This window comes from Vibrio anguillarum, assembly GCF_003390515.1.
Lineage (GTDB): Bacteria > Pseudomonadota > Gammaproteobacteria > Enterobacterales > Vibrionaceae > Vibrio > Vibrio anguillarum.
The window spans coordinates 640954-654329 of the sequence record NZ_CP031478.1 but is presented as its reverse complement, the minus strand read 5'-3'; the positions used below and the strand labels follow the sequence as shown (position 1 = coordinate 654329).

The window sequence follows — 13376 nt, the reverse complement described above, 5'->3', positions numbered from 1 at the left end:
AACAATTGGTTATGAGTTTATTTGCCTGTCAGAATAATTGACGCTGACTGTCTTCGCTTTAGATTGTTTGAAATGTGGGCATCTTGAAAGCTAAACAACGAAAATTAAAAATCAAACAAATAGTCACGCAACTTATCGGCTAACCAGTTCATGCCAGGGTGTTCGGCCATGCCAGTGGCCGTAAACATGCAGTAATCTTCTTGAGTGAGACCGTAGGTGTGCTTAATCACCGTTAGTTTTTGTTCACGTAGGAAGTGGCGAATTAAAGGTTCTGGCAATACGCCCCATGCATTCTCAGTCAAGATGGTATTGAGCATGTAATCGAAACTGGAGAAGCCAATGTAGCGACGAGAGAAAGGTTGTAATTCGGGGTTATCTTTTTCGTTTAAATAGACCATCACGGCTTGCATTGCTCTGCGCAGTTCTTCGTCGGTGACTCGCGAAATTTTAGTTAGCGGGTGGTCACTTTTGCACACCGACATCATCCGGATTTTACCCAAAGGTTGATAAGTGATCCGCGGGTCGTTGATTCTTTCGTAATCGACGCCAAAAGCAAAATCGACTTGATGAGTGGCAATCAAGTTGGCTAAGTCGCCGCTTGAAGCCAATACAAGGTTAAACGAGGTCGCGGGAAAACGATTATTCAGCTGGTGTGCAAAATCTTGCCACAAGGCATCAGGAAGAGAATCATCACGGGCAATCCACATCTCGGCGTTGAAGCCCCGTGATATTTGCGTACAGGTGTGTTTTATTCGCGCAATGGTCACCAAAACACTTTCACAATCTTTATAAATTGCTTTCCCCGCTTCAGATAAAGTCAGGTTGTTGCCGGTGCGCACAAAAAGAGCGGTATCGAGCTCTTTCTCCAACGCTTTAATCGCCATACTGAGTTTGGTTCGGTTACATTCTAATTGTCGCGCCGCTTCGGAGACTGAGCCTGTGTCCGCGACAGAGAAAAATGCTTCAATTTGAGAAAGGTTCATAACGTTCTCTAAGGCACAATAATGGGCTGATCATAAACAATTTTAGTACAACTGCCTATCTGATGTTCTTCTACCAACTGACGGTTTTCTCGCCAATCAAAGCCAGTTCATCATTTCTTAGTCAAGATTGAGCTGTAACTCTATGAACGTAACACAGTTTTGGTTTATTCTTGGGAAAATTTCCCCAATACAAGAAGTAACACGGAGGCCATGATGGCGAACGAATGGGATGAGTGTGCGGCTCAGTGGGAGCAGGACGAATCCACAACGCTTTTTGCTCAAAATGTGTTTCAGCAATTGCAGAAACGGGTCACTCTCGAAGGTAAACATGTTCTTGATTTCGGGTGTGGTACGGGCTTGCTGAGCCAAATGATGTCTCGCCATGCCAGAGATATTGTCGCGCTCGATGGCTCTGAGGCCATGATTGAAGAGTTGGATAAAAAAGAGTTGGTCAACGTTGAACCCGTGGTGGATTTTCTGACCCGTGGTCTAGTCGCGCAACATCCGGCCTTTCGCAAACAATTCGATCTTGTTGTGGCGTCATCTGTGTGCGCGTTTGTGCCGAATCTTAATGAAGTATTTACCATCATTCATTCTCTATTAGATGAGCATGGCGTTTTTATTCATTGGGACTGGTTGGTTGAAGAAGATGATCCTGACTATGGTCTTAGCCAAAACCAAATTGAGACACAACTGAAAAGCGCAGGTTTTAGCCAGGTGGAAACCGCAGTTGCGTTTGAGATTAAAAATTCAAAAGGTCTAGCGCCAGTAGTGATGGGCATTGGTAGGAAATAACATCATAAAGTCGATGGTTTTCCAGATTGAGAATGGCTTATTTACATTATTTCACTGTTCCATAATGACCAACTTGCGTAAGCTCTAGCTTGTTGATAAGTGTCATGATAGTCACTCCCTAGAAGACTATAAGGCATTGATCACGAATAATTCTGTTTGTTGACTGATAACTCATGGCTAGGGTTAAGCAAAAATAAAAGCACATCAGAAGATAAATAAAGAAGGCCAGCGCAAAATAGTGCTGGCCTTCTTTATTTTAAGCATTGAGCTAAATTTTCAATGTTGATTCACAAACATCAGTGTGGTTTTTTGAGCTGATCACACAACCATTTCAAAGCTTGGTCGTTCATACTGGGCTTGTTCCACACTAGGCTGTAAGCCACTTTCCCATAATTGAAAGGTAACGGTTTGACGAGCAACTCCCTAGCTTGCATCGCTTGTTCCGCCCAGCGTTTGGAGCAAGTAAAGAGTGAGTCAGTATGCTTGCATAAGATGGCGGCCGCACCAAAGTCAGCAACAACAACCGGAACATGACGAGCTCGATGAGATTGAGCTAAATTCTGTTCAAAAAAAGGTTCAGCCAGCTCTTTGTCCATGATGCCGATATGCGATTGAGCAAGGTAGTGATCGATAGTGAGTACTTCATTGGCTAAAGCATGATCACTACGCATTAAGCAGACCATTTCATCGTGAGCAATCACTTCCCACACGAGTTCTTTATCTCGCGTTGGGGGTTGGCTGATATCGTGTGGCAAAATGACGAAATCAATCAGCCCGCTTTGCAGGGCGTCGAAGCCATAGTGATCTTTCGAGTAGACAGTAAAGGAAGCTTGCGGTGCATGATTTTTTATCACGTTTGTTAAAATAGGAGCAAACAGCTCAAAGGCACTTTCTCGCATCGCAAGGCGGTATTTCCCCTGATAATGTTGAGGTTCGAAATTTGAGTGATGCAGCAATCCATTCATGCTAGAGAGGATTGAATGGACAGTGGGGCCCATTTGTAGCGCGAAAGGGGTAGGTATCAAATGTGTACCGTCACGATAAAATAGTTCATCTTCCAAGAGAATGCGCAATTGCGACAAGTTTTTACTGATGCTTGAAGGGCTAATGCAGAGCTGGGCTGCTGTCTGCGTGACGCTGCGGGTACTGAGCATGACGTGTAGCGCTGTTAAGTGTTTTAAACTGATTCTTGAAAGGTGAATATAATCCATAAATAAAGGCGGTTCCTCCAAACTTTTTCAAAAGCATATCACTGACATACTGACAAATTACACGAAAAGATGCGGGTTATTTGACAAGCTGCCGAAATATTTACCGCTATGTACCTACATCAACTTCCATCGCCTTTTATTTCGAGAATCGTGTTTATGTAAACAGCGCGTGGATTTCTTCTAATACATGAGGATTGGCAATGGCACCTAAGTTTTTGACTGTCTCGCCATGCAGTACTTGCTTCACCGCGAGTTCTACCAGTTTTCCGGATTTGGTGCGCGGGACATCACTGATGGAATGGATCTGCGCAGGAACATGACGAGGGGAGCAGTTTTCTCTTAGGCGCTGTTTGATGGTGTTCACCAGTAGGGTGTTGAGTTCGCACTGTGGAGCCAGTTGTACAAAAAGGATGATCTGCTCATCATTATCGATTTTCTGACCCACTGCGACCGAATCTTGTATTTCAGGCAAGCTATTCACTTGCTGATAAATTTCCGCCGTGCCGATACGCACGCCCCCAGGGTTTAAGGTGGTGTCACTGCGCCCATAAAAACGTATTCCCCCATTGTCGGTCCACTCAACTTCATCACCGTGGTGCCATACACCAGAGAACTTGCTCCAATACGCATCGTGATAACGTTGGCCATCGTCATGCCAAAACCCGATGGGTTGATTAGGGAAACTGTTACAGCAGACTAACTCTCCCCGTTGTTGTATCACGGGTTGACCAAGGTCGTTAAATACGGCGACATCAAGTCCTAAGCCTGCGCCTTGGCATTCTCCTCGATACACCGGCGATATGGGGTTGCCAAGCACGAAGCAGCCACAAATATCGGTTCCACCCGAGATAGAGGCGAGGTGTAAGTCCGCTTTTATGTTGGCGTATACATAATCAAACTGTTTTGGGTACAAAACCGAACCTGTTGAACATAATGTTTTCAGTGAGGAGAGAGGGTAGTAATCGCTCGGTGAATACGCGGTTTTTTGCAGTGCCTCTAAATATTTGGACGATGTACCGAACAAAGTGATGTTGGCTTCTTCTGCCAAATCCCACAATACACCCGGTTGCGGATACATTGGGCTACCATCATAAATAACCAACGTAGCACCGCTAGCGAGCGCCGAAACATGCCAGTTCCACATCATCCACCCACAAGTGGTGTAATAAAACACACGATCGCCCGGTTGAATATCACAGTGTAATTGATGCTCTTTGAGATGATTTAAAATCGTACCGCCAACCGAATGGGCGATGCATTTGGGTTTACCTGTCGTACCTGATGAGTACAAGATAAACAGTGGGTCATTGAAGCTAACGCGTTCATAGCGTAGCCCACGTGGAAGGTAACTTGCGAGAATTGCATTCCAATCAGAAAAAGCGTCGTTAAAATCAGCCGTGAGTGAGCGTTGATGTAAATATTCGATCTGACAAATGTTGTGTAGGCTCGAAATAGCATCGGCAATCTGACCGTTTTTTTCTTCCATGAGGTGGGTTTTGCCATTAAACGTATACCCATTGCAGCAGAACAAAATTTTGGGTTGTACTTGGCCGAAACGATCCACTACGCTGTCGACACCGAAATCAGGAGAGGTTGATGTCCAAACGGCTCCTAAGCTAGTAGTTGCTAACATAGCCACTAAAGTTTCGGTCATATAGGGTAAGTAACCGGCGACAACATCACCTTTTTCAACTCCATTTTGTTTTAACCACTGCTGGATAATAGAAACCTGATCACTGAGTTGCTGCCATGTTAGCTTCTTGCTTTGCCCATTTTCATTTTTAAACCAAACGGCAATGCCTTCTGGTTGTTGAAACGCATAAGAGAGCAGATTTTCCGCGTAGTTCAATTGTGCTTGGGGAAACCAAATTGTGTCTCTGGCGGCGGTGAAGTCGTCCCATCTCGCAATCCCCTCACCGTAAATGCAGTTACCACGAAAGCCGATCACATCGCAAAATTGCCACACTTCTAACCAAAATTGTTTTCTCTCGGCAACGGACCAGAGATGCAGTTGTGAGTAGCTTTCTATCGCCTCACCTTGCATATTAATGTGCTCAATAAACTGGTTTAAATTGGACGCTTTGATGCGGTCTTGGCTAGGGACCCAAAGCGGTGTGTGCGGCGTCAAATTTTCTTCAAACATAATCGCGTTCCCTACAAGTGGGTATATATCCGTTTATTTTCTGATCTGTTGGCACTGTTTAGTGTTGTCGGCGAATGCCGTAAAGTCAAACGGGTTGGCCATAATCATATCCCTGATATCTAAGTAAAAAAACCATAGATGTAAAATATTTGTTACGCGCGAGCGTCGTCAGATGTCGAGCCTAAGATTGGCAGACTTTTCACGAGGCGATAGGCTTAATGTAATCGGTTTGTTAAAAGGTTGTGGTATGACGCAGTATCATTCTAAGCCATTAAATAGCAAAGGTTTCATTGACTGGAGTAACGAAGAGGATCGGATTTGGTATGATCTGATCGCACGTCAAGAGACCGTCGTTGAGCAGCGAGCATGCCAAGCCTATTTGGATGGGTTAGCGATGCTGCAACTCTCTAAAGATCAGGTTCCTCAGTTGCCCGATATCAACCGTATTTTGCAACGTGAAACCGGATGGCAAGTCGAGCCGGTGCCCGCTTTAATTAATTTCGATCGATTTTTCGCCTTGTTGGCAGAGAAAAAATTTCCAGTTGCCACGTTTTTGCGTAGCCGTGAAGAGTTTGACTATTTGCAAGAACCGGATTTTTTTCATGAGATTTTTGGTCATTGCGCGATGCTTACTCATCCTGATTTTGCATCATTTACTCAGGTTTACGGCAAGCTTGGGGCTAACGCGAGCCCAAAACAGAGAGCTTATTTGGCGCGGCTCTATTGGTTTACGGTCGAATTTGGTTTAGTGCAAGAAAGTGACGGTGTAAAAATCTATGGCGGAGGTATTTTATCCTCCCCCGCTGAAACCGTGTATAGCCTTGATAATCAAACGGCCATACGTGAAAAATTTGACATCCAACAAGTGCTGAGAACGCCATATCGTATTGATATCATGCAACCCATTTACTATGTGTTGGATGATCTACGAGATCTGTACCGTTTGAGCCAAGAAAATCTTGTACAGCAGGTAGAAAGTGCCATGCAGGCAGGCTTGTTGGCCCCCTTATTTCAACCCAAGGAAGAGACCCATGCTTGAAGAATTACGTTGTGAAGCTTGTAGCCTTGATGCGCTAGCATTATCGATCCCCGAGCAGCAGCAACTACTCACTGAACTTGAGGGGTGGTCTATTGTTGTACGTGATGGCATCCCCCAGTTGGAAAAAGTGTATGTGTTCAAAAACTTCAAGTTGGCGTGGGCATTTTCTAACCAAGTTGCTCAATTAGCTGAAGCGGAATTCCACCACCCCAGTTTGTTATTAGAGTGGGGCAAAGTGACCGTGACTTGGTGGAGCCATTCCATCAAAGGATTGCACAAAAACGATTTTATCTGCGCCGAAAAATGTGATGGATTAATCGATTAAAATTAATACTATCAATGTGTTAGGTTTAGATCTCGACCTGATGGTTATTTTCCCTTCGTTGTGCACTTGAAGCTGCAGCAGTGCTGGCTACGTTTGCTCACCCCAAGCCTAGAGTTTACTTGTGCTCATGGGGATGAGCTCACTTACCGCCTACCTGCAACTTCAAGCTGTTTGGATGTATCCGGTCGTTTTTTTACGCAAAAGCCAAACCGTGACCTACACTTTGAAAAGCTCATAATACAAATTTCATATAAACCCAGTGGCTGGGGGCGACGATGGCTTTACAAAAAGTTGTTCATTTCTATGCGTAGGGTTTGACTATGAAAATATCAACGAAAATCATTGCGGCATGTACTATCTTGTGTTCAGTTGGCGTGGTAATCAGCGGTGGTTTTGTTGGGTGGCGAGCATCAGAGCTCTCAAGCCAAGCACTTTATGACCGAGCCGCAAATCAACTTACCTCCGTACGCGAAATCAAAAAGAGTGAAATAACTAACTATTTCAAACAGATCCGTCTGCAAATTGAGACCTTGTCTTCCGAGGTATCGACTCAAGAAGCAATGGATTCTTTTACTCGTTCGTTCTCTCGTTATCCTGCCCACCGTATAACGCCCCAAGATACGGATGCGCTAGAACGGTATTATCGTGATCAGTTTGGTCGTACTTACCGTCAGGAAAACAATGGCAGTCAGCCAAATGAACTTGGTGCATTTGCACAGCTTTCAGAGCAGGGAAAAGCACTGCAGGCTCGCTACATCGGCGTAAACCCTAACGAGCTTGGATCCAAACATCACTTGGATTTTGATTCATTGGGCAGCAGCTATGATGAAGCTCACCGGCGTTATCACGCCTCGTTTAGGCGATTTTTAGAAGCGTTTGGCTATTACGATATTTTCCTTGTCGATTTGTCAGGCAACGTGGTTTATACCGTGTTTAAAGAACTGGATTTTGCGACCAATTTATCAACTGGCGCATATCAAAATTCGGGGCTAGGCCATGCATTTGCTAAGGCAAAAAACTTGCAAGAGGGGCAATCCTACCTCGAAGATTTTGCACCTTATTATCCTTCCTATGAGGCAGCGGCTTCGTTTATTTCGGCCCCAATTTTCAAAGAACAGCAGCGGGTAGGCACGCTGATCTTTCAGATGCCGATCGATGTGATCAACAACATCATGACATTTGGCGGTAGCTGGGCTGATGCGGGGCTCGGTAAAAGTGGAGAAACTTACCTTGTGGGGCAAGATGGTTTATTGCGCAGTCAATCACGGTTTTTATTAGAAGATCCTGAGCAATACTTTCAAACCTTAACTGATATTGGTGTTGAGCCTGCCACCATTGAGCAAATCAAAACCAAGGGTTCGGCCATTGGACGTCAACGCATCAAGACCGACGCGGTACGACAGGCATTGGCGGGTGGACAAGGCCTAGAAACCATCAAAGACTATCGTAATGTTGAAGTACTTTCGGCCTACGCACCTCTGGATGTTTTAGGACAAAAATGGGCTATATTAACTGAAATCGATCAATCTGAGGCGTTACAAGATGTCTCGACTTTAGAGCGTTCAGTACTGCAAACTGTGTTGATTAGCATTGCTGTTCTTGTGATGCTTTCACTCTTTATTTCTTACATCGTGGGAAGTGGTATATCCAAACCTATCCGCAGTGCGTCGTTAGAGCTGCATCGGATTAATCAGGAGAATGATTTAACCGCGCGTTTAAGTGAAAAGGGTAAAGATGAAATGGCGGAAGTTGCGGTTGCCTTTAACCAGCTATTTAGCAGCTTACAGAAAACCATTGAGCAGTTTGCGCGGGCGACGGAGTCACTCAACGGCAGCACTCATCGTATGTCTTCCAATATGGAGAGCACGCGAGGCGCTGTTGCCGAGCAGAGTATGAGAACAGAATCGGTCGCGGCGGCGGTAAATCAAATGAGTGCTTCAATTGGCGAGGTAGCGCAGTTTGCTAGCCGAGCTGCCGATTATGTGAAATCAGCTAATGATACAGGGTCACAAAGTGTCGACGTCGGGGAAGCGTTGGGAAATGAAATCAGTTTGTTGAGCGATGAGATGAAGATGGCGGTGGAAGCTATTGAGCGGCTCCATAGTGAAAGTAATTCTATTGCTGAAGTGCTTAATGTTATCCAAGGTATCGCCGAGCAGACCAACTTACTGGCCCTTAATGCGGCGATTGAAGCAGCACGTGCTGGCGAGCAGGGTCGTGGTTTTGCGGTCGTTGCCGATGAAGTGCGATCATTAGCAGGGCGCACGCAGACTTCTACTGAAGAGATCCGTAAAAAAATCGATTCGCTACAACATGAAATAAACAGTGTGTCGCAGGGAATTGAAAAGGCCAATAAAACCGTGGTGAAAGGGGTTGAAACCTGCCATTTGAATACGGATATGCTTGCTCAAATCATGTCGATGTTAACCGAACTGAATGACATGAATGTGCAAATTGCTGCCGCGACAGAAGAGCAAAAATCAGTAACGGATGAAATCAGCAGCAGTATTACTTCGATTGCTGATGCCTCACTGTCGGTTTCTGGGCAGGTGAATGATGTTGATGGGGTGCTTACCGACCTTTCTGGGCAAGCAGAGACACTAAATAGTGAGATTGCTCAGTTCAAATATAAGGCGTAACGCTAAGACATTCCCTACTTAATCAGCAACTGTGTTGGTTACGTTCGCTCCAAGCATAGAGTTATACTCAGTTTAACTATGCTTGGAGCGTTGAAGGCTCTGTCTCGTTGACCAAGTTATTGATCCAACGTTTGGAATAGATCCGTTGTGTTGTAAGGATAATTTTGACGGCCTCTTCAAGCATAATAACCATCATAACCCAATGCAAAGGCCAGCCAAGAACCAACCCTGTGTAATAAGCCAACGGAATGCCAATCGCCCATTGGCCAAATAAGTCAATGAAAATACTGTAGTTAATATCGCCGCCACTTTTTAACACGCCACCGATACCGACCATATTAAATACCCGTAGTACCATCCCAAACGCCATTACTAAGCAAACATTCACAGCCATTTGTGTATCATGCAGTGGACTTTTTTCGATCAAAGCGTAAATCCAAGGTTCAGCCAAAAAGCAGAACAATGCCAGCAGCAACGCCAGCCCGCAGCTAGTAAGTACATACCACCAAGAAGTCTGCGCGGCACGTTCGTAACGCTGTGCACCAATTTCATGTCCAAGCAAGATAGAGGCGGCCACGGCAAATCCAAGAAAGGCGGAAATGAGTACACTTTCAATGGGGGAAAGCAGTGAGATAATCGCAAGTTCAGAAACGCCCAACTGGCCGACAATAACGTTGTAAATCAAAATGCCAGCCGCCCATGCTGAATCGTGAATAATCATTGGCCTTGCGACTTTAAAATAGCGCTGTCTATGGTGTTTCATTTTTGCTTGCTGCCAGTTTTCGCGATTGGGCAATAGATGAGCGTAATGTCGCTTTACTTGCCAAAAAAGAAGCATGGTTTGACAGCCGCGTGAGATGCTTGTGCCAATCGCTGCACCCACAACCCCCAATTCTGGAAAGCCGAACAGGCCAAAGATGAGTAAAGCGTTTAAGACAGCGTTAATAATGATGGCCAGAATGCTTACTTGAGTTGGCAACTTTGCCACGCCGACAGAACGTAGTGCGCTCTCTAGTGGCACTACTAATGCGGTACAAAATAAGCTAAGTGCTGTGATCCATAAATAATCCGTGGCTAGTGTGACGTATTGAGCATCATTGGCCACTAAAGAAACAACAGACTGAGGTATCCACAAATAGAGCAGCATAAAGGGGAGTGTAAACAGCAGAGCCACTATCCAAGACTGAGCCAATGTCCGTTTTATGCCCTCGATGTTACCTGCACCAAAATATTGCGAAGCTAACACGCTTACTGCACCGCTAGCGCCAACAATAACGATGAGATTAAAGAAAAATATTCGGTTGCCAACACCAACGGCCGCCGTAGCGGATTCACCTAATTGGCTGACCATAAAAATATCTACTACACCTAACAGTGAAAACAGCATTGACTGGAGGGATACTGGTACACCAATATCGATCAATTTGCGCCAAAATTGACGGTCTAGCTGATGAAAGGGAGTCATAAACATGGTGCATTACCTCATTTTGATATGCGGCAAGTGTAAATCGAATCGTAATTTTTGTATTCTCTCAATACCTCTATAACTTTTGCCAAACTCTCATATGTCAGACAAGCAAGAACGGTATTCCATCTCAGATAAAACACATCAAGAATTTATTGACCAAAGTCGCGTCTTAGCATTGGAGCAAAGCGGCATTGTGCAATGCGGAATTGCAACCTGCCGCGAAATGTTTTCTGTTTATCGGAAAAATCAGAGCGTGCATATGCTGTTATACACGGTGAAGGGAAAAGGTTGGCTAACGAGTGGAACTGACCGTTACTTACTGGAACCGAGCTCATTAATTGTGGTACCAGCGGGTGTCGAAAATGGTTTTGGAATTGAAGAAGAAGAGTGGCAAGTGGTGTGGATCTTTCTTGCACCACAGCGTCATTGGAAAAACACCGTAAAAGAAGAAATACATTACACATTAACGCCTATCGCTGCGGTCATGTATGCGAGTATTCAAGCGCTGCTGCGAACCTTAACATTGCCTGCTGAGCTTGGTGAGCAGGTCGGGCAACGCATTGTTGAACAGATAGAAATCATGCTCCGAGCACCGATTGAACTGCCGCTCTCGCGTACTTTGTTGCGTTTAAATCGCGTCTTTCAGCGTGTCCAGAGCCAGCTGCATAAAGATTGGACAATAGAAAATCTCGCCGCATTATTTCCTTGCTCGCAAGCTCATTTACATCGTTTATGTCAGCAGCACTTTGGCCACAGTCCTAAAGCCCACTTAACGCGAATGCGTATGGAGTACGCCGCTCGTTTGCTTGTTTCTACCGACTGGCCAATCCAACATGTCGGTGACATTGTCGGCTATCCTAACCCAGCAAACTTTAGTACTCGTTTTAAGGTATGGAGCCATTGCACACCACGAGAATTTCGTAAAAAACGAAATGATTAATTCCACGGCATTGGTAAATGGCACTCTTCATTCATAAACTTTCTTATCTACTAAACGCGATGAAATTATTGCACCTCGAGCACGGCTTATGAAGGTGATTGAAATATCAATATCATTGAGGATATGGTTTGTAAAAATCAATTTATTCATCACATTAATTAGATTCTAACCACCAACAAAACGGTTATGTGCTAAACCTATAAGAGTAGGAATATTGTCAATATAGAGAGATAAGCGATGGATCTGTTTGCGGATTTTCGACAAGAGACTCAACCAAAGGGTGAAGAGAGTCATGAACTTAGTGTTGAAAATAAGCCATGGCGAGTACTGCTGGTGGATGATGATGAGCAGATGCACCAGATCACTCGTTTAGCACTAAGAGGTTTTTCATTTCAAGGACGACCGCTAGAGCTCTTGTCCGCCATGTCTGGCATTGAAGCCAAAGAGCTCATCAGAACAAAGCAAGATATTGCGTTGGCATTAGTCGATGTTGTCATGGAGACCGAAAATGCAGGCTTGGAATTGGTAAAATATATTCGTGAAGAGTGTAGGAATAAAATTATTCGTTTAGTGCTGCGCACGGGTCAAGCAGGGCAAGCCCCTGAAGATACGGTCATCCAAGAGTATGAAATCGATGACTATAAAGAGAAAACAGAGCTTACCACACAAAAACTCAGAACCCTGCTCTATTCGATGTTGCGATCTTATCGGGATCTCTGTTTGATAGAAGAGCAGAAAGAGGGGCTTAAACGCGTCATTGAAGCCTCAGCGAAGGTACAAAATACTACCACCTTGCAAGCTTATGCTGAATCGGTATTAAGTCAACTCACCTCCTTGTTAAAGCTTCACGCATCTGCTTTTTACTGCATCGTTCAGCCTAAGTCAGATGGTGAAGGTTCGTGTGCTTTAACGCTCGCGGCTATTGGAGGATTTGTCGATTTTTATTCTGATTGTGATTTCTCGCGCTTACCTTCGGAAGTGGCTAAGCGTTGTCTTCTTGCTTTGCAGACCAAAATGTCTCATAGCTATGATGATGCTTCTGTACTGTATATGACAGACAGCCGTGGCGTAGAGAATCTACTCTATATCAATTTACTTGAGCGCTTGTCTGAAAACGATGAACGTCTACTTGAAATCTATATGCATAATATTGGGCTGACTTTTGAGAACTTGAACTTACAGCTTGATTTACGCGAAACATCGAGGGAGCTTGTTTATAACTTAGCCAATGCCGTCGAAGCCAGAAGCAAAGAAACAGGGGCTCACGTACAGCGTGTTTCTCTGATCTGTGAAAAATTAGCCACATTAATGACCCTACCTGAGCAGGATATTTATATGATTAAAAATGCGTCACCCCTGCACGATGTAGGTAAAGTGGCGATCCCTGATAGTATTCTTCATAAACCAGGGAAATTGGACGCTCAAGAATGGGCGATCATGCAAAAACACGTTGAATACGGTGTTGATATCTTAAGTCGTTCAAAACGCAGTTTAATTATCAAAGCGAAAGAGATTGCCGGTTCTCACCATGAAAAATGGGATGGAAGCGGTTACCCAAACCAATTAGCTGGTGAAGGCATTCCTATCAGTGGCAGAATCACCGCATTAGCCGATGTGTTTGATGCCCTTGGTTCTAAACGCAGTTATAAAGATGCCTGGCCGGAAGAGGCGATCAAGCAAGAAATTGTTGTGCAAAAAGGAAAACATTTTGATCCGATGTTGGTCGATCTGATGCTGGCGCATTGGGATGATTTCATTGCCATTCGAGATCAACACCCAGATTAATAAATTTCTCCATCTTGCTTGTCGACAATGCAACGATTGAATGCAACG

General features: G+C 44.6%; 10 protein-coding genes. 6 read left to right on the top strand and 4 right to left on the bottom strand.

Translation table 11 applies throughout. The features are described 5' to 3' along the window. Positions 1-104: 104 nt before the first annotated feature. A complete protein-coding gene (locus tag DD616_RS02760) occupies positions 105-983 on the bottom strand; it encodes a LysR family transcriptional regulator (protein WP_010319645.1) in 879 nt (292 codons plus the stop codon). Between the two features lie 213 nt (positions 984-1196). On the opposite strand from DD616_RS02760, the gene DD616_RS02755 reads away from it, so the two are divergent. Further along, a complete protein-coding gene (locus tag DD616_RS02755) occupies positions 1197-1778 on the top strand; it encodes a class I SAM-dependent DNA methyltransferase (RefSeq protein ID WP_049785471.1) in 582 nt (193 codons plus the stop codon). Between the two features lie 296 nt (positions 1779-2074). On the opposite strand, the gene DD616_RS02750 is transcribed toward DD616_RS02755, so the two are convergent. Continuing rightward, positions 2075-3010 (bottom strand): LysR family transcriptional regulator, encoded by a 936-nt coding sequence (locus tag DD616_RS02750; RefSeq protein ID WP_208871417.1) that lies wholly within the window; start codon positions 3008-3010, stop codon positions 2075-2077. A 133-nt stretch (positions 3011-3143) separates the two neighbouring features. Continuing rightward, entirely contained in the window at positions 3144-5117 is a 1974-nt protein-coding gene (locus tag DD616_RS02745; protein WP_208871674.1) for an acetoacetate--CoA ligase, read from the bottom strand. Between the two features lie 262 nt (positions 5118-5379). On the opposite strand from DD616_RS02745, the gene phhA reads away from it, so the two are divergent. From phhA to DD616_RS02730, 3 genes are all read left to right on the top strand, one after another. Continuing rightward, a complete protein-coding gene (gene phhA, locus DD616_RS02740; protein ID WP_208871416.1) occupies positions 5380-6171 on the top strand; it encodes a phenylalanine 4-monooxygenase in 792 nt (263 codons plus the stop codon). Further along, positions 6164-6496, top strand: coding sequence for a 4a-hydroxytetrahydrobiopterin dehydratase (locus DD616_RS02735; protein WP_208871415.1), 333 nt, complete (start codon positions 6164-6166; stop codon positions 6494-6496). Before phhA ends, DD616_RS02735 begins: the two co-directional genes overlap by 8 nt. Positions 6497-6810: 314 nt before the next feature. Beyond that, positions 6811-9135 (top strand): methyl-accepting chemotaxis protein, encoded by a 2325-nt coding sequence (locus tag DD616_RS02730; protein WP_208871414.1) that lies wholly within the window; start codon positions 6811-6813, stop codon positions 9133-9135. A gap of 76 nt (positions 9136-9211) precedes the next feature. Here the strand turns inward: DD616_RS02730 and DD616_RS02725 are convergent, their stop codons facing one another. Then, a complete protein-coding gene (locus DD616_RS02725) occupies positions 9212-10606 on the bottom strand; it encodes an MATE family efflux transporter (RefSeq protein ID WP_064626635.1) in 1395 nt (464 codons plus the stop codon). A gap of 94 nt (positions 10607-10700) precedes the next feature. Between DD616_RS02725 and DD616_RS02720 the strand changes: the two genes are divergently transcribed. Next, positions 10701-11543: an AraC family transcriptional regulator gene (locus DD616_RS02720; protein WP_181185552.1), complete on the top strand. Its 843-nt coding sequence runs from the start codon at positions 10701-10703 to the stop codon at positions 11541-11543. A 237-nt stretch (positions 11544-11780) separates the two neighbouring features. Then, positions 11781-13328, top strand: coding sequence for a DUF3369 domain-containing protein (locus DD616_RS02715; RefSeq protein WP_208871413.1), 1548 nt, complete (start codon positions 11781-11783; stop codon positions 13326-13328). Positions 13329-13376 lie beyond the last annotated feature (48 nt).